Source organism: Janthinobacterium sp. GW822-FHT07A03, from assembly GCF_058798815.1.
Map to the genome: position 1 here is coordinate 565,190 of NZ_JBXAKW010000002.1, position 23,349 is coordinate 588,538.

At 61.4% G+C, this 23,349-nt stretch carries 25 protein-coding genes and 1 tRNA gene; 18 read left to right on the plus strand and 8 right to left on the minus strand.

Annotated elements, in window-relative coordinates; all coding sequences use genetic code 11:
• Positions 1-34 precede the first annotated feature (34 nt).
• The 4 genes from AC1RJW_RS08605 (at position 35) to pth (ending at position 2,686) form a co-directional block, all read left to right on the plus strand.
• Positions 35-111: transfer RNA gene (locus tag AC1RJW_RS08605), tRNA-Gln, on the plus strand.
• Between the two features lie 150 nt (positions 112-261).
• Positions 262-1,212 (plus strand): ribose-phosphate pyrophosphokinase, encoded by a 951-nt coding sequence (locus AC1RJW_RS08610; RefSeq protein ID WP_034753270.1) that lies wholly within the window; start codon positions 262-264, stop codon positions 1,210-1,212.
• Between the two features lie 165 nt (positions 1,213-1,377).
• A complete protein-coding gene (locus AC1RJW_RS08615) occupies positions 1,378-1,986 on the plus strand; it encodes a 50S ribosomal protein L25/general stress protein Ctc (RefSeq protein ID WP_077408940.1) in 609 nt (202 codons plus the stop codon).
• 115 nt (positions 1,987-2,101) lie between these two features.
• Positions 2,102-2,686 (plus strand): aminoacyl-tRNA hydrolase, encoded by a 585-nt coding sequence (gene pth / locus AC1RJW_RS08620; RefSeq protein WP_493044563.1) that lies wholly within the window; start codon positions 2,102-2,104, stop codon positions 2,684-2,686.
• Here the strand turns inward: pth and AC1RJW_RS08625 are convergent, their stop codons facing one another.
• Positions 2,687-3,784 (minus strand): serine hydrolase domain-containing protein, encoded by a 1,098-nt coding sequence (locus tag AC1RJW_RS08625; protein WP_493044564.1) that lies wholly within the window; start codon positions 3,782-3,784, stop codon positions 2,687-2,689.
• Between the two features lie 118 nt (positions 3,785-3,902).
• Between AC1RJW_RS08625 and AC1RJW_RS08630 the strand changes: the two genes are divergently transcribed.
• The 3 genes from AC1RJW_RS08630 (at position 3,903) to ychF (ending at position 5,954) form a co-directional block, all read left to right on the plus strand.
• Positions 3,903-4,478: a hypothetical protein gene (locus tag AC1RJW_RS08630; protein WP_493044565.1), complete on the plus strand. Its 576-nt coding sequence runs from the start codon at positions 3,903-3,905 to the stop codon at positions 4,476-4,478.
• The gene (locus AC1RJW_RS08635) at positions 4,478-4,711 is read left to right on the plus strand and encodes a helix-turn-helix domain-containing protein (RefSeq protein WP_034778346.1); all 234 of its coding nucleotides are present in this window, start codon (positions 4,478-4,480) and stop codon (positions 4,709-4,711) included. Before AC1RJW_RS08630 ends, AC1RJW_RS08635 begins: the two co-directional genes overlap by 1 nt.
• 151 nt (positions 4,712-4,862) lie before the next feature.
• The gene (ychF, locus tag AC1RJW_RS08640; RefSeq protein ID WP_086145737.1) at positions 4,863-5,954 is read left to right on the plus strand and encodes a redox-regulated ATPase YchF; all 1,092 of its coding nucleotides are present in this window, start codon (positions 4,863-4,865) and stop codon (positions 5,952-5,954) included.
• Between the two features lie 105 nt (positions 5,955-6,059).
• Here ychF and AC1RJW_RS08645 read toward each other — a convergent pair whose 3' ends face one another.
• Positions 6,060-6,896: a MipA/OmpV family protein gene (locus AC1RJW_RS08645; RefSeq protein WP_493044566.1), complete on the minus strand. Its 837-nt coding sequence runs from the start codon at positions 6,894-6,896 to the stop codon at positions 6,060-6,062.
• Between the two features lie 23 nt (positions 6,897-6,919).
• On the minus strand, positions 6,920-7,414 hold the full coding sequence (locus AC1RJW_RS08650; protein WP_493044567.1) for a hypothetical protein: 495 nt from the start codon (positions 7,412-7,414) through the stop codon (positions 6,920-6,922).
• Between the two features lie 133 nt (positions 7,415-7,547).
• Here AC1RJW_RS08650 and AC1RJW_RS08655 point away from each other — a divergent pair, with 133 nt between their 5' ends.
• The 3 genes from AC1RJW_RS08655 (at position 7,548) to AC1RJW_RS08665 (ending at position 10,814) form a co-directional block, all read left to right on the plus strand.
• Positions 7,548-8,642 (plus strand): type II asparaginase, encoded by a 1,095-nt coding sequence (locus AC1RJW_RS08655; protein ID WP_493044568.1) that lies wholly within the window; start codon positions 7,548-7,550, stop codon positions 8,640-8,642.
• A 128-nt stretch (positions 8,643-8,770) separates the two neighbouring features.
• Positions 8,771-9,622 carry an MOSC domain-containing protein gene (locus AC1RJW_RS08660; protein WP_493044569.1) on the plus strand — a complete coding sequence of 284 codons (852 nt, stop codon included), beginning with the start codon at positions 8,771-8,773 and terminating at the stop codon, positions 9,620-9,622.
• 34 nt (positions 9,623-9,656) lie between these two features.
• The gene (locus tag AC1RJW_RS08665; protein WP_493044570.1) at positions 9,657-10,814 is read left to right on the plus strand and encodes a GGDEF domain-containing protein; all 1,158 of its coding nucleotides are present in this window, start codon (positions 9,657-9,659) and stop codon (positions 10,812-10,814) included.
• Here the strand turns inward: AC1RJW_RS08665 and AC1RJW_RS08670 are convergent, their stop codons facing one another.
• Complete coding sequence (locus tag AC1RJW_RS08670; RefSeq protein ID WP_493044571.1) at positions 10,815-12,794, minus strand: cation:proton antiporter domain-containing protein; 1,980 nt, start codon at positions 12,792-12,794, stop codon at positions 10,815-10,817.
• Between the two features lie 84 nt (positions 12,795-12,878).
• Here AC1RJW_RS08670 and AC1RJW_RS08675 point away from each other — a divergent pair, with 84 nt between their 5' ends.
• The 8 genes from AC1RJW_RS08675 to AC1RJW_RS08710 all read left to right on the plus strand — a co-directional run bounded on the left by AC1RJW_RS08675 (position 12,879) and on the right by AC1RJW_RS08710 (position 19,598).
• Entirely contained in the window at positions 12,879-13,913 is a 1,035-nt protein-coding gene (locus AC1RJW_RS08675; RefSeq protein WP_493044572.1) for a KpsF/GutQ family sugar-phosphate isomerase, read from the plus strand.
• A complete protein-coding gene (locus AC1RJW_RS08680) occupies positions 13,913-14,446 on the plus strand; it encodes a KdsC family phosphatase (protein ID WP_493044573.1) in 534 nt (177 codons plus the stop codon). Before AC1RJW_RS08675 ends, AC1RJW_RS08680 begins: the two co-directional genes overlap by 1 nt.
• A 42-nt stretch (positions 14,447-14,488) precedes the next feature.
• Positions 14,489-15,100: an LPS export ABC transporter periplasmic protein LptC gene (lptC, locus tag AC1RJW_RS08685; RefSeq protein WP_493044574.1), complete on the plus strand. Its 612-nt coding sequence runs from the start codon at positions 14,489-14,491 to the stop codon at positions 15,098-15,100.
• Positions 15,101-15,125: 25 nt separating this feature from the next.
• Positions 15,126-15,707, plus strand: coding sequence for a lipopolysaccharide transport periplasmic protein LptA (gene lptA, locus AC1RJW_RS08690; protein WP_493044575.1), 582 nt, complete (start codon positions 15,126-15,128; stop codon positions 15,705-15,707).
• Positions 15,707-16,462 carry an LPS export ABC transporter ATP-binding protein gene (lptB, locus tag AC1RJW_RS08695; RefSeq protein ID WP_034753325.1) on the plus strand — a complete coding sequence of 252 codons (756 nt, stop codon included), beginning with the start codon at positions 15,707-15,709 and terminating at the stop codon, positions 16,460-16,462. The genes lptA and lptB overlap by 1 nt, the downstream gene beginning before the upstream one ends.
• A gap of 4 nt (positions 16,463-16,466) precedes the next feature.
• Complete coding sequence (locus AC1RJW_RS08700; protein ID WP_493044576.1) at positions 16,467-17,945, plus strand: RNA polymerase factor sigma-54; 1,479 nt, start codon at positions 16,467-16,469, stop codon at positions 17,943-17,945.
• 69 nt (positions 17,946-18,014) lie between these two features.
• Positions 18,015-18,374: a ribosome hibernation-promoting factor, HPF/YfiA family gene (gene hpf, locus AC1RJW_RS08705; protein WP_436497672.1), complete on the plus strand. Its 360-nt coding sequence runs from the start codon at positions 18,015-18,017 to the stop codon at positions 18,372-18,374.
• A gap of 138 nt (positions 18,375-18,512) precedes the next feature.
• Complete coding sequence (locus tag AC1RJW_RS08710; RefSeq protein ID WP_493044577.1) at positions 18,513-19,598, plus strand: enoyl-CoA hydratase/isomerase family protein; 1,086 nt, start codon at positions 18,513-18,515, stop codon at positions 19,596-19,598.
• Here the strand turns inward: AC1RJW_RS08710 and rapZ are convergent, their stop codons facing one another.
• The 4 genes from rapZ to queF form a co-directional block, all read right to left on the minus strand.
• Positions 19,599-20,462, minus strand: coding sequence for an RNase adapter RapZ (gene rapZ, locus AC1RJW_RS08715; RefSeq protein WP_139092210.1), 864 nt, complete (start codon positions 20,460-20,462; stop codon positions 19,599-19,601).
• 231 nt (positions 20,463-20,693) lie between these two features.
• The gene (gene hprK / locus AC1RJW_RS08720; RefSeq protein ID WP_034753337.1) at positions 20,694-21,629 is read right to left on the minus strand and encodes an HPr(Ser) kinase/phosphatase; all 936 of its coding nucleotides are present in this window, start codon (positions 21,627-21,629) and stop codon (positions 20,694-20,696) included.
• 36 nt (positions 21,630-21,665) lie between these two features.
• Positions 21,666-22,148 carry a PTS sugar transporter subunit IIA gene (locus tag AC1RJW_RS08725; protein ID WP_034753339.1) on the minus strand — a complete coding sequence of 161 codons (483 nt, stop codon included), beginning with the start codon at positions 22,146-22,148 and terminating at the stop codon, positions 21,666-21,668.
• 343 nt (positions 22,149-22,491) lie between these two features.
• Positions 22,492-23,334, minus strand: a complete 843-nt coding sequence (gene queF, locus AC1RJW_RS08730; RefSeq protein ID WP_493044578.1) for an NADPH-dependent 7-cyano-7-deazaguanine reductase QueF — start codon at positions 23,332-23,334, stop codon at positions 22,492-22,494.
• Positions 23,335-23,349 lie beyond the last annotated feature (15 nt).

Genomic DNA, 23,349 nt, shown 5'->3' on the forward strand with positions numbered 1-23,349 from the left:
ACTGGCCAACATGACGGCAAGCAGTCAGTAACGTAGGGGAATCGCCAAGCTGGTTAAGGCACTGGATTTTGATTCCAGCATGCGAAGGTTCGAATCCTTCTTCCCCTGCCACCATTTCACCGTAGTCTGTCGATGCGAAGTTGGCGTCCAGTGCGGGAAAAAGCAGATGTGCCGCCACGCGGCATATTCTAAACAATGACTGACCGGGCCTATGCCCGGTTAGTGCTTTTCAAGACTTCTTTATCACCTCTTGGGACTCCCATGGCTTACGAAAACCTGATGGTTTTTACCGGCAACGCGAATCCAGCGTTGGCAGAGGGGGTCGCAAAAAACCTCGGCATCCCTCTCGGTAAAGCAAACGTTTCGAAATTCTCCGACGGCGAAGTAATGGTCGAGATTAACGAAAATGTGCGCGGCAAGGATGTTTTTGTTTTGCAATCCACCTGTGCTCCAACCAACGACAGCTTGATGGAAATCATGCTGATGGTTGATGCCTTGAAACGTGCTTCTGCTGGCCGCATCACCGCCGCGATTCCTTACTTCGGCTACGCCCGCCAAGACCGTCGTCCACGCTCCGCGCGTGTGGCGATTTCGGCCAAGGTGGTGGCGAACATGCTGGAAGAAGCCGGTGTCGAGCGCGTCCTGATCATGGACTTGCACGCTGACCAGATTCAAGGTTTCTTCGATATCCCAGTCGACAATATTTACGCTTCGCCAATTTTGCTGGGCGACCTGCAAAAGAAAAACTACCAGGATTTGCTGGTAGTCTCTCCGGACGTCGGCGGTGTGGTACGTGCGCGCGCCCTGGCAAAACGCCTGGGCTGCGACCTGGCCATCATCGACAAACGTCGTCCAAAAGCGAACGTGTCCGAAGTGATGAACATCATCGGTGAAGTCGAAGGCCGCAACTGCGTGATCATGGATGACATGGTCGACACGGCAGGTACCCTGACCAAGGCTGCCGAAGTGCTCAAGGAGCGCGGCGCGAAAAAAGTCGTGGCGTATTGCACGCACGCGGTGCTGTCGGGTCCGGCGATCGACCGTATTTCGGCCTCGCCGCTCGATGAGCTGGTCGTGACCGATACGATCCCCCTGTCCGAAGCGGCCCTGGCCTGCGGCAAGATCCGTCAATTGACGTGCGCGCCGCTGCTGGCCGAGACGTTCAAGCGCATCATCAAGGGCGATTCGGTTATTTCCCTCTTTATCGATTAATTCGACAAGAGCAGCAACAGACGTCACCTGCGGCGCGACCGGCTTTTTGCCTGTTGCGCCGCAGTGTTTTAGTTTTCGGGGTGTTTTGCACCCATTTTCGAGGATTCCTGGTCGCGGGAGTCCTCATAACACAAGGCGCAAGCCTTGTTCTTCTTGGAGTTTCACATGAAAGTTATCGCATTTAAACGCGAATTGCAAGGTTCCGGAGCGAGCCGCCGCCTGCGCATTTCCGGCCAAACCCCTGGTATCGTCTACGGTGGCGCTGAAGCCCCGGTGCTGATCTCGCTGGATCACAATGCCCTGTACCACGCGTTGAAAAAAGAAGTGTTCCACTCGTCGATCCTGGACCTGGAAATCGACGGCGTTTCCCAGCAAGTTCTGTTGCGCGACTTCCAAGTCCACGCATACAAACAACTGGTTCTGCACGCTGACTTCCAGCGCGTTGACGCTAAGCAAGCTATCCACGTGAAAGTTGCCCTGCACTTCACGAACGCTGACGTTTCCCCAGCAGTCAAACTGCACGGCGCGACCATCAGCCACGTAGCCAACGAAATCGAAGTTTCGTGCCTGCCAGGCCAACTGCCAGAATTCATCAACGTTGACCTGTCGAACATCGACGTCGGTCACTCGCTGCACGTCGGCGACCTGGTCCTGCCAGCTGGCGTGACCGCTGTCACCCACGGCGCCAACCTGACCATCGCTACCGCTTCGGTACCGGCTGGCCACGTTGCTGCTGAAGCCGCTGCTGCTGAAGTTGTTGCTGACAAGAAGTAATTTTGCCGCCGCAGCAATGCGGTAGTCGCAAGGAAAAACCCGCCAGGTTCGCCGCGCGGGTTTTTTTCTGCCTGTTTTCACCGATAATGTTTTCTTTTACATTGCAGACACAGCCATGCCCATACGCCTGATCGTCGGCCTCGGCAACCCGGGACCCGAATACGAACAAACCCGCCATAATGCCGGCTTCTGGCTGGTGGACAATCTTGCCAACAGCTTGCCCGGCACGCGTTTGCAGCGCGATTCGCGCTATAACGCCTTGTTGGCGAAAACGTCCATTGGCGGCAACGAAGTCTGGCTGCTCGAACCGCTGACTTTCATGAACCGCTCGGGCCAGTCCGTGGGCGCGCTGGCGCGCTTTTTCAAGATTGCCGCCGATGAAGTGCTGGTCGTGCACGACGAACTGGACTTGATGCCCGGCATCGCGCGCCTGAAAAAGGGCGGCTCGGCCGGTGGCCACAATGGCTTGAAAGACATCACGGCCGCGCTGGGCACGCAGGATTACTGGCGCTTGCGCCTGGGCATCGGTCACCCGCGCACCCTGAGCTTGCAGCAGCAGGTGGCCGACTTCGTGCTGCACCGCCCGCGCCGCGAAGACCAGGAGCTTATCGAGCAGGCAATAGAAAAATCCTTGCAGGTCATGCCGCAGATCGTCGAAGGCAAGTTTGAAGCGGCCACCATGAAACTCCATACCGCGTAGTTATTTGCCCGCCTTGCCGAAACCGGCCATGATGGTTTTCGCCATCTGCTGCTGGCTGGCTTGTGCGCTGCTGCCGTCGCCCGCGTTGGCGGCGATCAGCAAGCCGTCGCCGCTGCCGGGCGCCAGCGCGATCAGGGCGTGCCAGTAGCCGTTCGAACCCAGGTGCGTGAGCACGCGCTGCGGCGCCTGCGGTGGAAAGTGCATCACGCCCCAACCCAATGCCGCATTCGTGTCGCCCTGCGCCGTATGCAGCAAGACATACGTTTCCGGTTTCAGCAATTTTCCCTTGCCTTGTTCTCCATGCAGTTGATCGAGCGCAAACTTGGCCCAGTCTTGCATGCTCAGGTGAATTTCCCCATCGGGCGCCATCATCAGCGGATTGCTGGCCATCAAGCCGGCGATCGGTTTGCCGTCCTTGTGGCCCAGGTTCTGTCCCCGCACCGTGGGACCGAACGCGGCCTGCATGCCCAGCGGGCCGAACACTTCCGCCTGCATCAATTCCTCATACGTCTTGCCCGTGATCCTCTCGGCGATGGCGGCGGCGATCATGGCGCCGCTGTTCGAATAATGCGAGTCGCCGCGCGGCGCGGCCACGGGTGCGTCGGCCAGCGCGCGCTGCGCGTATTCCAGGCGCAGCAGCGGCAATGGACGCGTGTCCGTGTACGTGGAATTGATCCATGCCTCGTCGGGATTGGCCGGCAGGCCGGCGCGGTGCGACAGCAAATCCATCAGGTTGACGTCGCGGTACTCGGCGCGCATGCCGCCGGCCAGCGCGGGCAGCATGCTTGAGAGCGGCGCATCCCACGCCAGCACGCCCCGTTCCACCAGCCGCGCGATCAGGGTCACCGTCATGGCCTTGCCGTCGGAGCCGATATTCCACACGTCATCGGCACGCACGGCGTCGTGGCCGTCACTGGCCCGTACGCCCGCCTGCGCCTGCGCATCGATCTTGCCGTTGCGGATCACGAGTATGGCGCTGGCCGGCACGCTCTTGTCGGCCAGCGCCTGCTGCAGCATGGCGTTCAAGTCATGGGCGCGGGCGGTGCTGCTGAGTAAAAAGGCGGTGCTGCAAACGAGTGCGGCAAGCAGGGTTTTCATGGTGTCTCCAGTCGGTAGGGTGGGGCGAACATGGTAAAATGGTCGCAAAACATGATTTAATTATTGTTTTACGATAATTAATTCTAACGACACTTGACGCTTTCGTATACTTTTAAATATGAAAAAAAATCAGACGGGGCCGGCGGCGCTGAGCCGGCGCGTGCGCTACGGCGTTTCGGGATTCTTTCTGCTGTACCTGCTGCTGACGGTGTTGGGCTGGCTGGCGCCTGCGCCGGCCGCGCAAGGCAGCCTGGGCGGCGCCGGCATGTATGAACTGTTGCTGCAATTGCAGAGCCAGCCATTCGAGCGCCTGGCCGCCATGCCCCTGTGGCAGCGGGGACTGGGTCTGGCGTTGGCCTTGCCGGCCTTGTGCGTGCTGGGCGATGCCGTGCGCCAGCTGGCCCTGGTCTTGCGCCAGTTCGAACAAGGCGTGTATTTCACGCCGCAGGTGGCGCGCCACTTTCGCCGCTTCGCCGGCGGCTTGCTGCTGGGAACGGTGCTGACTTTGCTGGAACCCACCGTGCGCGGCATGCTGTTTGGCTTGCTGGAAGACGGGGCGAGTCAGTTGCGCCTGGTCATCGACGTCACGGGCGGCGACCTGTGGACCTTGCTGCTGTGCTCGGTTTTCTTTGCGCTGGCGCAAATCCTGCATGAAGGCCAGAGATTGGCCGATGAAAACAGCGGGTTCATCTGATGGGTATCGTCGTGCGCCTCGACCTGGTACTGGCCAGGAAAAAAGTGAAATCCAAGGAACTGGCCGCCTTTATCGGCATCACGGAGCAGAACCTGTCCCTCTTAAAATCGGGCAAGGTGCGCGGCGTGCGTTTCGATACCTTGTCGAAAATTTGCGAAATGCTCGAATGCCAGCCTGGCGACATCCTGGAATTCGATGCGTCGCAGCCGGACGACGGGGATGGCGACAGTTAGCGTCGCCGGGGCGGTTTTTTTGAAGAGTAGGGTGCATAGAGGTACAATTGACCCCTAGAGCATTAATACAGCAAGATTATCCAGAAAACGCCCGCAACGGCCGTTTTGCACCAGCCGCTTGCCGGCAATATTGATTAATTAAAGGTTTTCCATGAGTCTCCAATGCGGTATCGTCGGCTTGCCGAACGTCGGCAAGTCCACCCTGTTCAATGCACTGACGAAAGCCGGCATCCCGGCTGAAAACTATCCGTTCTGCACCATCGAGCCGAACGTCGGCGTCGTCGAAGTGCCGGATCCGCGCATGGATGCGCTGGCCGCCATCGTCAAGCCGGAACGCATGGTCAACGCCATCGTGGAATTCGTCGATATCGCCGGCCTGGTGGCCGGTGCATCGAAGGGCGAGGGCCTGGGCAACCAGTTCCTGTCGCACATCCGCGAGACGGACGCCATCGTCAACGTCGTGCGCTGCTTCGAAGATGACAACGTCATCCACGTGGCCGGCAAGATCAACCCGCTCGACGATATCGAAGTCATCCAGACCGAACTGGCGCTGGCCGACATGGGCACCGTGGAAAAAGCCATCCACCGCGAAAACAAGAAAGCCCGTTCGGGCGACAAGGATGCGGCCAAGCTGCTGGCCATCATGGAACGCATGATGCCGTACCTGAACGACGCCAAGCCGGTGCGCGCCATGGGCCTGGACGCCGACGAAATGGAACTGATCAAGCCTTTGTGCCTGATCACGGCCAAGCCGGCCATGTTCGTGGCCAACGTGTCCGACTCGGGCTTCACGAATAACCCGCTGCTGGACCAGCTGACGGCGTATGCGCAATCGCAAAACGCCCCTATCGTCGCAATCTGCGCGGCGCTGGAAGCGGAAATCGCCGACCTGGATGACGCCGACAAGGGCGCTTTCCTGGCCGACATGGGCATGGAAGAGCCGGGCCTCGACCGCCTGATCCGCGCCGGCTACAAGCTGCTGGGTCTGCAAACCTACTTCACGGCGGGCGTGAAGGAAGTACGCGCCTGGACCATCCCCGTGGGCGCCACGGCGCCACAGGCGGCCGGCGTGATCCACACCGACTTCGAACGCGGCTTCATCCGCGCGCAAACCATCGCCTATGACGATTTCATTGCCTACAAGGGCGAAGCGGGCGCCAAGGAAGCGGGCAAGATGCGCGCCGAAGGCAAGGAATATGTGGTCAAGGATGGCGACGTGCTGAACTTCCTGTTCAACGTCTAAATCCCGATCCGTTCCCGTACGGAACTAATAAGAACCCTGCAAGTCATTGATTTGCAGGGTTTTTTATTGTCCGGATGGCCAGCATGTCTGCCATCGGCTGGTTCTCTAGTCGTCGGGGCCCCGTGCCAGGCTGTCCGAGCGTTGCCACGTCCACATCAGGCCGATGCCGGCCGAGGTGCCGCTGTTCTGGCGCAGCAGGGGACTGGCGCGGTTGGCGGCGCCTGTGTAGTTGTCGTAGCGTAAAAAGGCAAAGGCGCGCCAGTCCTGGTGCAGCCGGTAGGAACCGCCCAGGCCCAGCCGCGTGAGCATCAGCCCGCTTTTGGCCGCATACGCCGGGCGCTGACCGGTGGCAAATGCGGGGCTGACGCCATACAAGTAATCGTTGATGGCGGCATTGCCCAGCACCGCGCCGAGGCTGGCGTCGACCTGCCATGCCTGCTGCCCGCCCTGCAGCGCATACACGAGGCGCGGTTCGAACGTGGCACCCTGGCGGCGCAGGCCGCCGCGCGCTTCGATGACAGCGCGCAAGGGCAGCTCCAGGCCCAGGCGGCTGTGCTGCGTCGGCTCGGCCAGCTTGATTTTCAGGCGCGGGCCAAATTCCAGCAAAGTCCCCAGGTCCGGCATGCCGCGCCGGGCCGGCACGTCGCTGGACCTGGCCGGCAAAGACAGGGCAAAACCGATATCGAAGCCGAGACGATCCGTATCGAGCAGGCGCGCGCCCACGCCGGAGCGGTCGGCGCGCAATACTTTCCCCCGATAAATCAGATAGGGCAGGGCCAGAGTGCGCGTCGAGTGCTCGCTAGCGCCCGGATAGGCGGGCGTAACGGCCGTGCCGCCGAAGACGCCCGCTTCCCATAAGGGTAATGTTGGCTCGGCGGCGCACGCGGGCGCCATTGTTGCCAGGAGGAAGGGTGTTGTCAGCAGCGTACGGGCGATGCTCATCGACGGGCTCCCATGCAGCGTGGCTAGGGCGGTGTGCCGCAATGCTTGCCCACCGGCAGCGATTCCCGGTCGGCAAAGGCGCCCAGCGCCCACGATTGAGGCCCGCCCAGTTCATTGCGCACTGCCAAGGCTTGCGTCGCCTTGCCCTGGCGTTCATATTGGTCGATCAGCGCCTTGTAGCTGAGGGCGCTCGACTGTTCGCTCTTCTTTGCCAGCGCGATGGCTTGGCGGAAATGAAATTCGGCGGCATCGTAGCGGCAAGCCCCGCTGGCGGCGCGTCCCGCCTGGTGATGCAGCCGCGCCTGCCAAGCGAAGTCGCCATGGCCCAGTTCGGCATTCTCGGCCGCGGCCGCGTAGCTGCGCATGGCTTGCGCCCAGTCGCCCTGGCTGGCCGCTTCCCGCGCGAACTGTTCCTGCTGCGCCGCCGTGCGCAGTTCGATTTGCGTGGAGCAGGCATTGAGCGCGATCAAGATCAGCGGCAGGACGAGGCAGGAGCGGAACGGTAGCAGTGTGGACATGGCGCCACTGTAGCGCGGATAAGGGCGCGCACGTTTGCGCAGAACGCGTCAATCGGGACTTTTTTGCCGCACTGATGACATATAATTTGCACACGACTTTGTTATCTTTGACACATCACCGAACGGGAGCACCATGTTTTCACGTAAATTCCATTCCTGTGCACAGCTGATGCTGGCCACCTTGCTGATGGGCTTTGTCGCCACCTCGCCCGCGCGCGCGCAGGAAGCGGCCGTCAAGTTGCCGAATGTGGTGATCCTGGCCACGGGCGGCACCATCGCCGGCAGCGGCGCCGACAGTACCACCACGGTGGGCTACACCTCGGCCACCGTGGGCGTCGAGCGCCTGATCGCCGCCGTGCCGGAACTGAAAAAAGTGGCGAATGTGAAAGGCGAGCAAGTATTCCAGATCGCCAGTGAAAGCATGGGCAATAGCCATTGGCTGGCCCTGGCCAAGCGCATCAACGTGCTGCTGGCCTCCGCTGACGTCGACGGCGTGGTCGTCACGCACGGCACCGACACCATCGAGGAAACGGCGTATTTCCTGAACCTCACCGTGAAAAGCCATAAACCGGTCGTGGTGGTGGGCGCCATGCGCCCATCGACGGCCATTTCGGCTGACGGCCCCATCAATCTCTACAACGCCGTGATGCTGGCTGGCAGCAAGGAAGCCGTGGGCAAGGGCGTGCTGGTGGCCTTGAACGACCAGATCAACGCGGCGCGCGAAGTCACCAAGACGAATACCTCGACCACCGACACCTTCAAGTCGCCGGAACTGGGCATGCTCGGCTACATCCAGGGCAGCAAAGCCTTCTTTTACCGCCAGTCGACGCGCAAGCACACCCTGGAATCGGAATTTGACATCAGCAAGCTCGACGCCCTGCCGCAAGTGGATATCGTGTATGGCTACGCCAACATGAACCGCGTCGGCATGGACGCCTTCATTGCCGCCGGCGCCAAGGGCATCATCCACGCGGGAGTGGGCGATGGCAGCGTGGCCGCGCAAATGAAGCCGGCCCTGGTGGAAGCGCGCCAGAAGGGCGTGCTGATCGTGCGTTCCAGCCGCGTCGGCCAGGGCATCGTGGCGCGCAATGGCGAAGCCAATGACGACGAACTCGACAGTGTCGTGTCCGACACCCTGAACCCGCAAAAAGCCCGCATCCTGCTGATGCTGGCCTTGACCAAAACCAATAGTACGCAGGAAATCCAGCGTATTTTCTACACGTATTGATCCTTGTCGTGCCAGGTCAGCCTCATCGGCTGAGCCTGGCTGATTTACGCTTGCCCGCTTTGCTGCCATACTTCGCTTCTGAATAATTTCCTGGCAGAAGCAACAACACGGTTCCTTCTCCCCTGTCCATGGCTATCCTGTCCGACATCATCCTGTATCCGATCAAATCGTGCGCCGGCATCCATCTGCGCGAGGCGGTCCTGACGCGCTCAGGGCTGATGAGCGAGCACGTGTTCGACCGCGAATGGATGGTGGTGGACCCGCAGGGCCGCTTCCTGACCCAGCGCGAACATCCGCGCATGGCGCTGATCGTGCCATCCATCAAGGCCAGCACGCTGGAATTGCGCGCGCCTGGCATGTTGCGCCTGGAAATCGAACTGGGCTTGCCGCATCCGCAACTGGCACCGATGCTGGAGGTGCAAGTGTGGGACGATACCGTGCGCGCCTACGATTGCGACGAGGTCACGGCCACCTGGTTCAGCCAGGCCATCGGCGTGCCGTGCCGCCTGGCGCGCTTTCACCCGGACGTGGTGCGCGCCACCAGCACCAAATGGACGGATGGCGTGGCTGCCTCGACCATGTTTGCCGATGGCTATCCGGTGCTGATTGCCGGCAGTGCCTCGCTGGCCGATGTCAATGACAAGCTGCGCGCCGCCGGCCGTGAATCGCTGCCGATGAACCGTTTCCGCCCCAACCTGGTCATCGGCGATATCGGCGCCTTCGAGGAAGACTATGCCGACTTCCTGCAATTGGGCGCGACGATATTAAAACCCGTCAAGCCGTGTTCGCGCTGCCCGATCCCGTCGGTGGACCAGGCCACGGGCGTTCCCGGACCGGACCCGCTCGACGTCATGCATGGCTATCGCGCCAAGCCCGAGCTCGACGGCGCCATCTGCTTCGGCATGAACGCCATCGTCACGGAAGGCGGCGATGAGCGTATCGTGGTGGGGCAGGACATCGGTTTCGAACTGGCATTTTAAGCATGGCGCCCGCACACAAGGGTTTAAGGTTTCTATGAATCAAGCAATACCGCCGGACCCGCGCATTGCCAGCCTCGAAGCCGAAAACCAGGCCTTGCGCGCGCGCATGGCTTTCCTGCTGGAACAGGTCGAGCGCAACCACGACATCATGTGCCGCCATCAGGCGTTCGACCTGGAAATCGTCAGCGCGTCCACGTTTCCCGAGTTGATCGGCACCATCTTCCGCACCTTGCCCGTGATTTCCGACCTCGACGGCGTCACCTTGAGCCTGCTCGACGAGGATGACGATATCGTGCTGGTGATGGAAAAGCTGGGCGTCGATTTCAGCGCTTTTCCGCAATTGCTGTTCGTGCATGCCGTGGCGGAGCTGGGTTTTGCCCCACCGGTGCCCGTGGCCGAGGGGGAGGCAGCCCTGCCGCCCTTGCCGCTGCTCGGTGCCTTTGACGCAGCCGTGCATGGTCCGCGTTTTCCGCAGGTCGACGCTTTGCGCAGCGTGGCGCTGGTGCCCTTGTTGCGCAACAAGCGCCTGATTGGCAGCCTGAACCTGGCCAGCAGCGACGTGACGCGCTTTACGCCCGCGCTGGGCACGGATTTCATCAAGCACATGGCCTCCATCATCGCCATTTGCCTGGAAAACGTGATCAGTAATGAAATGCTCAAATACATCGGCTTGACCGATTCCTTGACGGGCGTCTACAACCGCCGCTATATCGACCGCCGCCTGCTGGAAGAAATCGCCCGCGCGCGGCGCCAGAATTATTGCATTTCATGCATGTATATCGACATCGACCATTTCAAATCGGTCAATGACACGCATGGCCACCAGGGCGGCGATGAAGTGCTGCGCGAGGTGGCCACGCGCATCCGCACGGAATTGCGCCGCTCCGATGCGCTGGGCCGCTTCGGCGGCGAGGAATTCGTCGTCCTGCTGATCGACGCCGACCTCGACAGCGCGACCTTCGTTGCCGAACGCATCCGCGCCAGCATCGCCGGCACCATGTTCGACTTGCCGGGCAGCGCGCAGGCGTGGGTCAGCGTGTCGATCGGCGTGGCCAGCCTGGAAGCGGACGCGGCGCTGCTCCCCATCGAAACGGTGGCGCAGCAACTGGTGGCGCACGCCGACCAGGCCCTGTACCAGGCCAAGGCCGATGGCCGCAACAAGGTCGTCAGCTGGCAGCCGCAGGCCGGCTGATTATTTCAATAGTAACGTTTCCGCTTTGGCCACGGCGTCGGCCGTGCCGCGCAGCACCACCACGTCGCCGCTGGCCAGCTGCGTCTCGGGGGTGACATCGAGGCTGCCGCGGCCGCGGCGGATGGCTGTCACAAACGCGCCGCAGCCGGCCACGTCGATCGCACTCAAGGGCAGGTCCACGCAGTGCGCGTCTTCGCTGACGGTGACCGTATGCAGACGTTCCAGTTCCGCATCGTCGCCCGCATCGCTGGAACCATGGAAATAGCCGCGCAGGGACGCATAGCGCTCCTCGCGCGCCGCCTGCACCCGGTGCACCACGCGGCGCAGGGGCACGCCCATCATGATCAGCGCGTGCGAAGCGAGCATCAGGCTGCCTTCCATCAATTCCGGCACCACCTCGGCCGCGCCGGCCCTCTTCAGCTGGTCGAGGTCGGTATCGTCGTGGCTGCGCACGATGACGGGCAAGGTCGGCGCCATTTCTTTGAGTAAATGCAATAATTTCAGTGCCGAGGGCGTATTCGCATACGTGATCACCACGGCGCTGGCCCGGTAGATACCGGCCGCCACCAGGCTTTCGCGCCGCCCCGCGTCGCCATACGAGACGTGGGCGCCGGCCAGTTGCGCTTCCTGCACCCGTTCCGGGTCCAGGTCCAGCGCGTGGTATTCGATCTTTTCTTCCGCCAGCAGGGTGGCCAGGCTTTGCCCGCTGCGCCCGAAACCGGCGATCAGCACGTGTTTCTGCGAAGCCATGGTGCGCGTGGCGATCTTCGTCAGGGCCAGGGATTGCATCATCCAGTCGTTGGCCGCCAGTTTCATGACGATGGCGTCGGACTTGGCGATGAGGAAGGGCGCCACCAGCATCGACAGCACCATCGAGGCCAGCACCACCTGCACGACGAACGGGTCCATCAGCTTGATGCCGCCCGCCAGATTCAGCAGCACGAAGCCGAACTCGCCCGCCTGCGCCAGCCCCAGCCCCGTGCGCAAGGCCACGCCGTTGCTGGACCCGAACAGCCGGGCCAGCCCTGCGATCAGGGCGAATTTCAGCAGTACGGGGCCGCACAGCAGCAGCAGGACCAGCCACCAGTTATCGAGCACCACGCGGATATTGAGCAGCATGCCGACGGTGATGAAGAACAGGCCCAGCAGCACGTCGCGGAAGGGTTTGATATCCTCTTCCACCTGGTGCTTGAATTCCGTCTCGGAAATGAGCATGCCGGCAACAAACGCCCCCAGGGCCAGCGACAGCCCGGCCCGCTCCGTGATCCAGGCCGCGCCCAGGGTGATCAGCAGCAGGTTGAGCATGAACAATTCCTGCGAGCGGCGCTTGGCGACGATGGTCAGCCAGCCGCGCACCATCTTCTGGCCGAGGAACAGCAGCAGGATCAGCACGACCAGCGCCTTGCCGCCGGCCCAGGCCAGGGTTTCGGCCAGGTTGTCGGAATCGCGCGTGAGGGCGGGAATGAGGATCAGCAGGGGCACCACGGCCAGGTCCTGGAACAGCAGAATGCCGATGATCTTGCGGCCGTGTTCGCTTTCCAGTTCCAGCCGCTCCGTGAGCATTTTCGAGACGATGGCCGTCGACGACATGGCCAGCGCACCGCCCAGGGCGAACGCGGCTTGCCAGCTCAGGTGGATGTAGGCGGACAGGTAGCGCCCGACGAACCAGCCGAAGACGACGGTGGCGATGATGGTGGTGACCACCTGCGCCATGCCAAGGCCGAAAACGATGCGCCGCATGGCGAGAAACTTGGGCAGAGAAAACTCGAGTCCGATGGAAAACATCAGGAAGACGACGCCGAACTCGGCCAGGGTGTGGCTGGCTTCGTTTTCCGCCGCCAGGCCCAGCGCATGGGGGCCGATGACGATGCCGACGGCCAGGTAGCCCAGCATGGGCGGCAAATGCAACATTCTGAAAGCGACCACGCCCAGCACGGCGCTGCCGAGTAACATCAGGGTCAGTTCAAGCGAGGAAAACATGGGTTGCCCGGTGCGGTCAATGGAAATCGTTGTTTGTTGTGACTGGCAAGTTTTTTGCTTTCCTAATTCGTTTATACTTTGGGCATGAGTGTAACCCATGAAAAAACAATGCTGAAAGCTTTTGATCGAATTGACATGCAAGCGACGACCGAACGCGCCGTCGCGCTGGCCCGTACCACCTTGCAGATCGAGTCCGACGCCATCGTTGCGCTGCACGCGCGCCTGGGCACGGACGATAGCGTTGGCCGCGCCGTGGCGCTGTTGCTGCAGTGCAAGGGGCGTGTCGTCGTTTCCGGCATCGGCAAGTCCGGCCACATCGCGCGCAAGATTGCCGCCACCCTCGCTTCCACCGGCACGCCGGCCCTGTTCGTGCATCCGGCCGAAGCGGCCCATGGCGACCTGGGCATGGTCACCTCGGACGATGCTTTTATTGCCATCTCGTACTCGGGCGAATCGTCCGAACTGATGGCCATCATGCCCGTCGTCAAGCGCATGGGCGGCGTGCTCATTTCCATGACGGGCAAGCCGAACTCGAGCCTGGCCCAGCTGGCAGACGTGCATTTGGATATTTCTGTTGAGAAAGAAGCCTGTCCGCTGAATCTGGCGCCGACGGCCAGCACCACCGTCACCCTGGCCCTGGGCGATGCGATCGCCGTGGCCTTGCTCGACCTGCGCGGCTTCAAGGAAGAAGATTTCGCCCGCTCGCACCCGGGCGGCGCCCTGGGCCGCCGCCTGCTCACGCACGTGCATGACGTCATGCGCAGCGGCGAACGGGTGCCGAAGGTGCCCGTGGAGGCTTCCTTGCTGCAGGCGCTGGAAGAAATGACGAAGAAGGGCATGGGCATGACGGCCGTCGTCGACGCGGACAACCGCCCAGTGGGCGTGTTTACGGATGGCGACTTGCGCCGCATGTTCGAGCGCGTGCAGGATTTCACGCAAGTGGCGATCCGCGACGTCATGCATGCGCAGCCGCGCAGCATCGCGCCCGAACGCCTGGCCGTCGATGCCGTGGCCGTGATGGAACAGTTCCGCATCAACCAGATGCTGGTCGTCGATGCCGACGGCAAGCTGGTGGGCGCGCTGCATATCCATGATCTGACGCAAGCGAAGGTGATCTGATGGACAGCGTAGCGGACAACCTGGCGCGCGCGGCCAAGGTCAAACTGATGATCTTTGACGTCGATGGCGTGCTCACCGACGGCAGCCTGCATTTCGGCCCGGACGGCGAAATGATGAAAACGTTTAATGTGTATGACGGCCTGGGCATCAAGCTGCTGCAGGAATCGGGCGTGCAGACGGCCATCATCAGCGCGCGCCGCTCGCCCATCACGGCGCGCCGCGCGCAAGACCTGGGCATCACCCATGTGCACCAGGGCGGCCATGACAAGCTGACGCCGTTCCGCGAACTGCTGGCGCTGACGGGCTTGACGGAAGAACAATGCGGCTATATCGGCGACGACGTCATCGATGCGCCCATCCTGCGCCGCGTGGGCTTTGCCGTCAGCGTGCCGGGCGGCCGTCCGGAAGCGCAGGACCTGGCGCACCATGTGACGCAGGCCGGCGGCGGCCGCGGCGCGGTGCGCGAGATCTGCGAATTCCTGCTGCGCGCCCAGGACAACTATGCGCGCGTGATGGCGCCGTTCCTGGAGTGAGGCGCGCCTTGCCGCCAGTGACCTTTGAAAGAGTGAAGCCCTATGCGTAAGCCAGGAGGCGCCCATCGCTGGCGCATGATTTTTACCGTGCTGGGGGCGGTCGTCGTCGCGCTGGGCAGCTTCTGGCTGCTCGAAGTGATGAACAAGAATGGCCAGGACATTACCGCCAGCAAGCATCTGGATGAACCCGACTATTTCATCACCAATTTCAGCCTGGTGCGCATGGACTTGACGGGCAAACCCAGCTATATCGTGTCGGGCACCAAGCTCACGCATTATCCGCACGACGATTCGTCCGATATCGACCAGCCTTTCGTGCGCAAGCTCACGCCGGGCATGCCGCCGCTGAACATGAATGCGGAACTGGCGCATATCGACCAGGACAATACCCGGCTGCAGCTGCACCGCAAGGTCGTCATCGACCGTGTGGCCAGCCCGAAGGCGCAGAACCTGACCGTGAAGACGGAAGCGCTGACGGTGTTCCCGGACGAGGAAAGAATGGAAACGGACGTGCCTGTCGATATCCTGACGGGCGCCTCGCGCATCAATGGCATCGGCATGAAGGCGAATAACGCCACCGGCGTGGTGGAAGTGCAGAATGCGCTGCGCATGGTCCTCCCGCCGAAACCGCGCCCGGCCGCGGCGGCAAAATGACAGAATGAAACAAGGAAACCATACTATGAAGAACATCTTGCTGTTGAGCGTATTTTCTCTGGCCATCATGGGCGTGGCGCATGCCGAGAAGGCCGATTCCGAGAAGGAAGCCGTCATCACGGCACGCAGCGGCCACGTCGACGACGTCAAGCAGATTCGCACCCTGACGGGCGACGTCGTGCTGGTCAAGGGTACCCTGACCATGAAGGCGGGCCGGGCCCTGATCACGGAAGACCCGCAAGGCTACCAGTTCATCACCTTCTGGGCCGATCCCGGCAAGCTGGCCACCTTCCGCCAGAAGCGCGATGGCGCGGGCGACCTGTGGGTCGAAGGCGAAGCGGAGCGCGTGGAATACGACAACAAGACGGAAGTGGTGAAACTGTTTTCCAGGGCCAAGCTGACGCGCCTGGAAGGCACGAAAGTGACCGATGTGGCCAATGGCGCCTTCATCTCGTATGACAGCCGCAAGGAAGTGTTTGCGATGGAGAATTCCAACAGCGGCACCAGCACCCCCGATGGCGGCAGCGTGCGCATGGTGATCCAGCCGAAGACCAAGGCGCCGGCGGCGGAGAAAGCGCCGGCCACGCCTGCGCCAGGAACGAAATAATGGACAATACTCGTTGCGGCAGCACCCTGATCGTTCGCGGGCTGCAAAAAACCTATGGCAAGCGGCAAGTCGTGCATGATGTCTCGCTGCAAGTCGAATGCGGCGAAGTGGTGGGACTGCTGGGCCCGAACGGCGCCGGCAAGACCACCTCGTTCTACATGATCGTGGGGCTGGTGCCGTCGGACGGCGGCAGCATCGATATCAGCGGCGTGGATATTTCCAGCCTGCCCATCCACCGCCGCGCGCAGATGGGCCTGTCCTATCTGCCGCAGGAAGCGTCCGTCTTCCGCAAGCTGACGGTGGAAGACAATATCCGCGCCGTGCTGGAAATCCAGACCGTCGAAGGCCGTCCCCTGAAGAAGGCCGAGATCGAGGAACGGCTGGATAAACTGCTGGCCGACCTGCAGATTGAAAAGCTGCGCGAAAACCAGGCCTTGTCCCTGTCGGGCGGCGAGCGCCGCCGCGTGGAAATCGCCCGTGCGCTGGCCACCGATCCCCGTTTCGTGCTGCTCGACGAGCCGTTCGCCGGCGTCGATCCGATCGCCGTGATCGAAATCCAGCGCATCGTGCGTTTCTTGAAGGAGCGCAATATCGGCGTGCTGATCACCGATCATAATGTACGCGAGACGCTGGGTATCTGCGACCGTGCCTACATCATCAACCAGGGCTCGGTGCTGGCGTCGGGACGCCCCGACGACATCATCGCGAACGAGTCGGTACGCCGGGTCTATCTGGGCGAACACTTCCGCATGTGAGCCAATGAAACAATCATTGCAGCTGCGCACTTCGCAGCATCTGGCACTGACGCCGCAGTTGCAGCAATCGATACGCCTGTTGCAATTGTCTACCCTGGAATTGCACCAGGAACTAGAGCAGTTGCTGACGGACAATCCCTTGCTCGAGCGCCTCGACGATCCGCTCGACCGTTCGCTGCGCCTGCTGTCCGACGGCGCCCTGAGTTCCACGGCCGCGCCGGCCGAAGCGCCGCCTCAGCCGCCAGGCCAGGAGGCGCCCGCAACGCCGGCCGAAGCGGAAACGTTTGACGGCGAGGCGGGCGACGGCCCGGCCGCCGCGGATGGCGGCGACAGCGACTGGAGCGAGGCGAGCCGGGGCAAGGCGCCCGACGACGAAGATTCCCGTCCGCAACTGGAAGCCCATCACTGCACCCTGCGCGAGCACCTGATGGAGCAGATGCGCGTGACGGTGCTCGAGTTGCGCGACCGCGCGCTGGTCGAGCTGATCATCGACGCGCTCGACGACAATGGCTACCTGGAGGAGTCGCTCGACGACATCCTGGCGCGCCTGCCGGAAGAGCTGGAAATCGACGCCGACGAGATGCGCACGGCCTTGTCGCTGCTGCAAAGTTTCGATCCGCCCGGCGTGGGTGCGCGCAATGCATCCGAATGCCTGGCGCTGCAGATCAAGCGCCTGCCGCACGTCGCCATGGTGACGCGGCGCATGGCCCTCGTCATCGTGGAAAAGCACCTGGCCTGGTTTGCCCAGCGCGATTTCAACAAGCTGAAGAAAGCCCTCGATTGCGACGATGAAGACTTGCGCGAGGCGCAGACGGTGATTCGCCAGTGCAACCCGCACCCGGGCGCCGTGTTCGCCTCGGACGTGTCCGATTACGTGGTGCCTGACGTCGTCGTCAAGCGCGCGCGCAATGGCTGGCAAGTCACCCTGAACAACGACGTCATGCCGCGCCTGCGCGTCAACGCCATGTACGCCAACCTGCTCAAGCAGGGCAAGGGCGAGGGCGCCATGGGCGCACAGTTGCAGGAAGCCAAGTGGCTGATCAAGAATATGCGCCAGCGCTTCGACACGATCCTGCGCGTGGCGCAGGCGATAGTAGAAAGACAAAAGAACTTTTTCTCGCATGGCGCCGTTGCCATGCGCCCCCTTGTGCTCCGTGAAATAGCTGATACACTGGGTTTACACGAGAGTACTATCTCGCGGGTAACAACTCAAAAGTACATGCTGACCCCGCACGGCATGTTCGAGTTGAAATATTTCTTTGGTAGCCACGTCGCCACCGAAGCGGGGGGCGAAGCGTCATCGACGGCGATACGGGCATTGATCGTGCAACTGACAGGAGCAGAAGACCCTAAAAATCCTTTATCCGACAGTAAGATTGCGGACATGCTGGGGGAACAAGGCATGGTGATTGCGCGACGTACTGTTGCCAAATACCGGGAAGCATTGAAAATTCCGCCAGTGAGCCTGCGTAAGTGTTTGTAAGTTTTTTTCGGTTCCTCTGCGGGCCGGATAGGATGGACCGCACGAACCCGATCATCTTTAGGAGTGTGTATGAATCTCACCATCAGCGGACATCATCTCGAAGTGACACCAGCCATCCGTGAATACGTACAAACGAAGCTGGAGCGCGTGAAACGTCATTTCGATCAAGTCATCGATATCGCCGTGATTCTGACCGTGGATAACCTCAAAGAGAAAGAAAAACGTCAAAAGGCCGAAGTCAACCTGCGTCTGAGTGGCAAAACCGTCTATGTGGAAAGCCTGGCGCAAGACCTGTATGCCGCGATCGATGCCCTGATCGACAAGCTCGATAGGCAAGTGATGAAATACAAAACCAAAGTGCAAGGGCACGGTAAAGAGGCGATCAAGCATCTGCCAGACAACTCGGAAGAAGAATTCGCCGCCGCCTAAGCGGCCTGCGACTTTCAACCGGTTGTGATCAACTAAGGGCGCACATCTTGCGCCCTTTTTTGCGCCTGGACCTTTTGAACGCAATCTTCCTCGCGCAGGGGCTAGAATGTTGGCACTTTCACTTCTTTCCTGCCTGCCATGAGCGACTTCGTCCAGACCTCCATCCGCCACCGCACGGGGCACATCGTGCTCGACCGTCCGAAAGCCTTGAATTCCCTGTCGCTGGAGATGGTGCGGGCCCTGAGCGCGGCCTTGCTGGCCTGGCGCGACGACCCGCAGGTGGACGCCGTGGTGATCCGCTCCAGCAGCGAAAAAGCCCTGTGCGCGGGCGGCGACATCCGTTTCTTTTATGATGCGGGCCTGGCTACGCCGCAAGGCGGCAGCGCCCAGCTGGAAGATTTCTTTACGGAAGAATATGCTTTAAATCATGTAATTCACTTCTATCCGAAACCGTATATCGCCGTCATGGATGGGGTGGTGATGGGCGGCGGCATGGGCGTGGCACAAGCGGGGCCCGGCAACCGCCTGCGCATCGTCACGGGCCGCACGCGCATGGCCATGCCGGAAGTCAATATCGGCCTGTTCCCCGACGTGGGCGGCAGTTACTTTTTGTCCCGCCTGGCCGGCCAGCTGGGCCTGTACCTGGGCTTGACGGGCTTGACGATCAACGCGGCCGACGCCCTGTACACGGGCCTGGCCGATGTGTACCTGCCCGAGGCGCAGATGGGGGCGCTGCTGGCCCTGTTCGAGTCCACGCCGGGCGAGGCCTTGCCGGTCGCCATCAAGGCGCTGGCGGCGCCGTTCCAGTCCGAGGCGGGCGCTTCCCCCCTGGCCACGGCACGCGCGGCGCTGGACCGCCATTTCAGCGCGGGTTCGGTGGCGGCCATCATGGCCTCGCTGGCGCAGGACGGCAGTGCGTTTGCGGGCAAGGCGCTGGCAGCCATGCGCCTGCGCTCGCCCTTGATGATGTGCGTGACCCTGGAATTGCTGCAGCGCGGCGCCCACCTGGGCGTGGCCGACTGCCTGCGCATGGAACGCAGCGTGGTGCGCCACAATTTCGAACATGGCGAAGTGCTCGAAGGCGTGCGCGCGCTGGTGGTCGACAAGGACAATGCGCCGCGCTGGAACCCATCAAGCCTGGACGAGGTCGATGCCGGCATGGTGGCGCGCTTCTTTGCCCCCGTCTGGCCGGCGCAAGCGCATCCGCTGCGCCACCTCGACTGATTAAGAACGCTCGCGGTGGCGCAGCACGACCCGCTCGTTGGGGCCGAAGTATTGCGCCAGCCGCTCCGCCATGTACACGGAGCGGTGCTGGCCGCCCGTGCAGCCCAGAGCCACCGTCAGGTAGCTGCGGTTGTCGGACTTGAATGACGGCAGCCATTTCTCGATGAAGGCGCGGATGTCGGCCAGCAGTTCCAGCGCGCTCGGCTGCGCGTCGAGGAAGGCGATCACGGGCGCGTCGCGGCCGTCGAGCGGGCGCAGCGCCAGGTCGTAATAGGGATTCGGCAAGGCCCGCACGTCGAAGACGAAATCGGCATCGAGCGGCACGCCCAGCTTGAAGGCGAACGATTCGAAGAACAGGGTCAGCGGCGCGCGTTCGGAGGCGACGATATCCTTGATCCAGGCGCGCAGTTTGTTGGCGCTCAGTTCCGAGGTATCGATCACATGGCCCAGCTGCTCGATGGCCGACAGGCGTTCGCGTTCTTCCGAGATGCACTCGATCAGGGTGCGGCGGCTGGCCGGATTCTGGTTCGGACGCAACTCGTGCGACAGGGGATGGCTGCGGCGCGTTTCCGAGAAGCGCGCCACCAGCGAATGCGTGGTGGCTGTCAGGAACATGACCTTGACGTCATGTCCCTGGTCGCGCAGCAGCGCGACATTGTGCGGCAAGCTGACGAGCGACTCGGCGCTGCGTGCATCGACGGCCACGGCCAATTGCGGCGTGCCCTCGTCAAGCAAGGTTTGCACCAGGCTCGGCAGCAAGGCCGGTGGCAGGTTGTCGACACAATAGTAGCCGGTATCTTCCAGCACATTGAGCGCGACGGATTTACCGGAGCCGGATATTCCGGTGATAAGGACGATATGCATAGCCCGATCATACAATAAAGACCGGCACTGCGCTCCCGACGCAATGATCTTTACAAATTATTGCAATTTTGAATGTAGTATTGGTTAAGCAAAATCGTCCCAGCAGGAACTTGTTCTACCAATCAATTAATTTCCACTCAGGACAAGGCGTTGGTGCAGCAGGGAATTCACGCAGCATGGCTGCGTGCCTGCACAACAGTCCGCCCTTGCAAGGGGGAACTCCACTGCAGACTAGTCACCGCTCATTGCCAAACGTTGCCGTTCCATAAATTCCTGCAAGGTATCGATGCCGCGCAGCTGCAAAATCGTGTTGCGCACGGCCGCTTCCAGCAGGACGGCGATATTGCGGCCGGCGGCGACGGGGATGACGACCTTGCGCACGGGCAAACCCAGCACGTCTTCCGTGGGGAACAGGAAGGGCAGGCGCTCGACTTCTTCCTCCAGCGCGTTGCGGCGCACCAGGTGGACGATCAGTTTCAGACGCATCTTGCGGCGCACGGCCGTTTCGCCAAAGATAGCCTTGATGTCGAGCAAGCCCAGGCCCCGCACTTCCAGCAGGTTTTGCAACAGGGGCGGGCAGCGGCCTTCGATCATGTTCGGCGCGATGCGCGAGAATTCGACCGCGTCGTCGGCCACCAGGCCGTGGCTGCGCGAAATCAGCTCCAGTCCCAGCTCGCTCTTGCCCAGTCCCGAATCGCCCGTGATCAGCACGCCCACGCCCAGCACGTCCATGAATACGCCATGCATGATGATGCGCTGCGCCAACTTTTTCGACAGGTAGACGCGCAGGAAGTCGATCACTTGCGCGGCCGGCAGCGGGGTGGAGAACAGGGGAATGTTTTGCTCGTCGCAGATGGCGAGGATGTCGGGCGGCGTTTCCAGACCTTGCGCAATGATCAGCGCGGGCGGACCGCCGGCGATCAGTTCGCCGATCACGTGGGTGCGCGTGTTGACCTTCAGGCGTTGGTAGTAATTGATTTCCTGGTGGCCAAAGACCTGGATGCGGCCCGGATGGATCAGGTTCAAGTGGCCCACCTGGTCGGCGGCCGACGAGACGTCGCCGGAGATCAGGCGCTCGCCGCCGGGGAAGCCGGCGAACCAGCCCAGTTGCAGACTTTCACGATTATCGTCGTACAGGCGTTGTATCGTCAGCGGCGTTTGCAACATGGCAGTCTTCTTCAGGAGTGGAGGAATACCTGAAGTTTAACCCGCCGCTTGCAGACTGGGTTGCCAATTGACGATGCGGGAATGGACGGATTTCGGTTCCGGATCCGTGGCCAATGCCGTGCGGAAGGCATCATCGGAAAACATTTCGGCGATTTCCGACAGGATTTCCAGATGTTGCTGGGTGACATGATCGGGAATCAGCAGGAAAAACAACAGATTGACGGGCTTGCCATCGGGCGATTCGAACGGAATCGGTTCGGCCAGGCGCACGAAGGCGCCCAGCGGCGATTTCAAGGTCTTGCTGCCCTTGACCCTGCCATGCGGCACGGCCACGCCATGGCCCAGGCCCGTCGAGCCCAGACGTTCGCGGGCAAACAGATTGTCCGAGACGGTAGAGCGGGCGATGCCGTAATTGTTTTCGAAGATCAGGCCGGCTTGCTCGAAAGCGCGCTTCTTGCTGGAGACTTCCAGGTCCAGGAGGACGTTTTCGAGGGATAAGATTTTGCTAAGATTAGTCATGACACTCAATGAAATGGTGCAATGCGCAGAGGGCTTGCGAGCCGAATTATAGGCCTGTTTTCGCGGCCTGTAACGCCAATTCTCAACAGTATACGCCCGCCGCGGGCGCAGTGGGCGCTATAGCCCATCTGGCCATCATTTTAGCAAAAAAATAACATCGGCGCGTATCGGCTATTTCTTGATTAAAAACACGCGGCGCGCCGGTTTTTCCGCCGCCGAATGCCGATTTTCCGATTTTTCAGCGTCTTTGACATGCTCTGCGGCACTACAGCAACGTTGTTTTAAAACACAGCCAACATTCCTGCTGGCATGGTTTTGGGGTGTTGCGCGGTGTTGCGTAGCGTTACTGGCGCGCATTGCGCAGGTTGCCTGGCATCGCTCCCGTGCTGAAGTTGCTGCGCCAGGGGTTGATGTCGAGGCCGCCGCGGCGCGTATAGCGCGCATACACGGACAGTTTTTGGGGCTTGCACTGACGCAAGATATCAACAAAGATGCGCTCCACGCATTGCTCGTGGAATTCATTGTGTTCGCGGAAACCGATCAGGTAGCGCAACAGGCTTTCCTGGTCGATCTGCGGCCCCGCATACGCGATCTGCACGCTGCCCCAGTCGGGCTGGCCCGTCACCAGGCAATTCGATTTGAGCAAATGTGACACCAGTTTTTCTTCCACGGGCGCTTCATCGAGCGCTGCCTTCAACAGCAGCGGCGAGGGCGTGTATTGCGTGATTTCCAGGTCCAGGCGGTCGAGCAGCACGCCGTCGAACTCGCCCATTTTCAGCTTGCCGAAATCTTCCTGCAAGGTCAGTTCCACTTGCACGGGGGCGCCAAAACCGTTCGACAAATCCTGCTTGAGCAAGGTCAACAGAGCTTGCGGGCTGTCCAGTTTGGTCTGGTTGAACGAGTTCAGGTACAGCTTGAACGATTTCGATTCGATGATGTTGGGCGAATCGGCCGGCGCGCTGACCTTGGCAATGGCCACCTGCGGCTTGCCGCGCTGGTTCAGCCACGACAGTTCGTAGGCATTCCAGATATCGAGGCCGAAAAACGGTAATGTACCGTGCAGTTCCAGCTCGTCGCGCTTGCCCTGGCGCGGAATCGGAAACAGCAATTCCGGCGCATAATCGGTACGGTAGGCGGAGCTTTTGCCCAGCGGGGATTGTTCGGCGAGGTCGTTGGTGGTGGTCATGGTGATGGCGTGAAT

Excerpts from the sequence above, each read along its gene's own strand:
- AC1RJW_RS08610 (WP_034753270.1), top strand. The coding sequence starts at position 262 with ATGGCTTACGAAAACCTGATGGTTTTTACCGGCAACGCGAATCCAGCG.
- AC1RJW_RS08615 (WP_077408940.1), top strand. The coding sequence starts at position 1,378 with ATGAAAGTTATCGCATTTAAACGCGAATTGCAAGGTTCCGGAGCGAGC.
- pth (WP_493044563.1), top strand. The coding sequence starts at position 2,102 with ATGCCCATACGCCTGATCGTCGGCCTCGGCAACCCGGGACCCGAATAC.
- AC1RJW_RS08625 (WP_493044564.1), bottom strand. The coding sequence starts at position 3,784 with ATGAAAACCCTGCTTGCCGCACTCGTTTGCAGCACCGCCTTTTTACTC.
- AC1RJW_RS08630 (WP_493044565.1), top strand. The coding sequence starts at position 3,903 with ATGAAAAAAAATCAGACGGGGCCGGCGGCGCTGAGCCGGCGCGTGCGC.
- AC1RJW_RS08635 (WP_034778346.1), top strand. The coding sequence starts at position 4,478 with ATGGGTATCGTCGTGCGCCTCGACCTGGTACTGGCCAGGAAAAAAGTG.
- ychF (WP_086145737.1), top strand. The coding sequence starts at position 4,863 with ATGAGTCTCCAATGCGGTATCGTCGGCTTGCCGAACGTCGGCAAGTCC.
- AC1RJW_RS08645 (WP_493044566.1), bottom strand. The coding sequence starts at position 6,896 with ATGAGCATCGCCCGTACGCTGCTGACAACACCCTTCCTCCTGGCAACA.
- AC1RJW_RS08650 (WP_493044567.1), bottom strand. The coding sequence starts at position 7,414 with ATGTCCACACTGCTACCGTTCCGCTCCTGCCTCGTCCTGCCGCTGATC.
- AC1RJW_RS08655 (WP_493044568.1), top strand. The coding sequence starts at position 7,548 with ATGTTTTCACGTAAATTCCATTCCTGTGCACAGCTGATGCTGGCCACC.
- AC1RJW_RS08660 (WP_493044569.1), top strand. The coding sequence starts at position 8,771 with ATGGCTATCCTGTCCGACATCATCCTGTATCCGATCAAATCGTGCGCC.
- AC1RJW_RS08665 (WP_493044570.1), top strand. The coding sequence starts at position 9,657 with ATGAATCAAGCAATACCGCCGGACCCGCGCATTGCCAGCCTCGAAGCC.
- AC1RJW_RS08670 (WP_493044571.1), bottom strand. The coding sequence starts at position 12,794 with ATGTTTTCCTCGCTTGAACTGACCCTGATGTTACTCGGCAGCGCCGTG.
- AC1RJW_RS08675 (WP_493044572.1), top strand. The coding sequence starts at position 12,879 with ATGAGTGTAACCCATGAAAAAACAATGCTGAAAGCTTTTGATCGAATT.
- AC1RJW_RS08680 (WP_493044573.1), top strand. The coding sequence starts at position 13,913 with ATGGACAGCGTAGCGGACAACCTGGCGCGCGCGGCCAAGGTCAAACTG.
- lptC (WP_493044574.1), top strand. The coding sequence starts at position 14,489 with ATGCGTAAGCCAGGAGGCGCCCATCGCTGGCGCATGATTTTTACCGTG.
- lptA (WP_493044575.1), top strand. The coding sequence starts at position 15,126 with ATGAAGAACATCTTGCTGTTGAGCGTATTTTCTCTGGCCATCATGGGC.
- lptB (WP_034753325.1), top strand. The coding sequence starts at position 15,707 with ATGGACAATACTCGTTGCGGCAGCACCCTGATCGTTCGCGGGCTGCAA.
- AC1RJW_RS08700 (WP_493044576.1), top strand. The coding sequence starts at position 16,467 with ATGAAACAATCATTGCAGCTGCGCACTTCGCAGCATCTGGCACTGACG.
- hpf (WP_436497672.1), top strand. The coding sequence starts at position 18,015 with ATGAATCTCACCATCAGCGGACATCATCTCGAAGTGACACCAGCCATC.
- AC1RJW_RS08710 (WP_493044577.1), top strand. The coding sequence starts at position 18,513 with ATGAGCGACTTCGTCCAGACCTCCATCCGCCACCGCACGGGGCACATC.
- rapZ (WP_139092210.1), bottom strand. The coding sequence starts at position 20,462 with ATGCATATCGTCCTTATCACCGGAATATCCGGCTCCGGTAAATCCGTC.
- hprK (WP_034753337.1), bottom strand. The coding sequence starts at position 21,629 with ATGTTGCAAACGCCGCTGACGATACAACGCCTGTACGACGATAATCGT.
- AC1RJW_RS08725 (WP_034753339.1), bottom strand. The coding sequence starts at position 22,148 with ATGACTAATCTTAGCAAAATCTTATCCCTCGAAAACGTCCTCCTGGAC.
- queF (WP_493044578.1), bottom strand. The coding sequence starts at position 23,334 with ATGACCACCACCAACGACCTCGCCGAACAATCCCCGCTGGGCAAAAGC.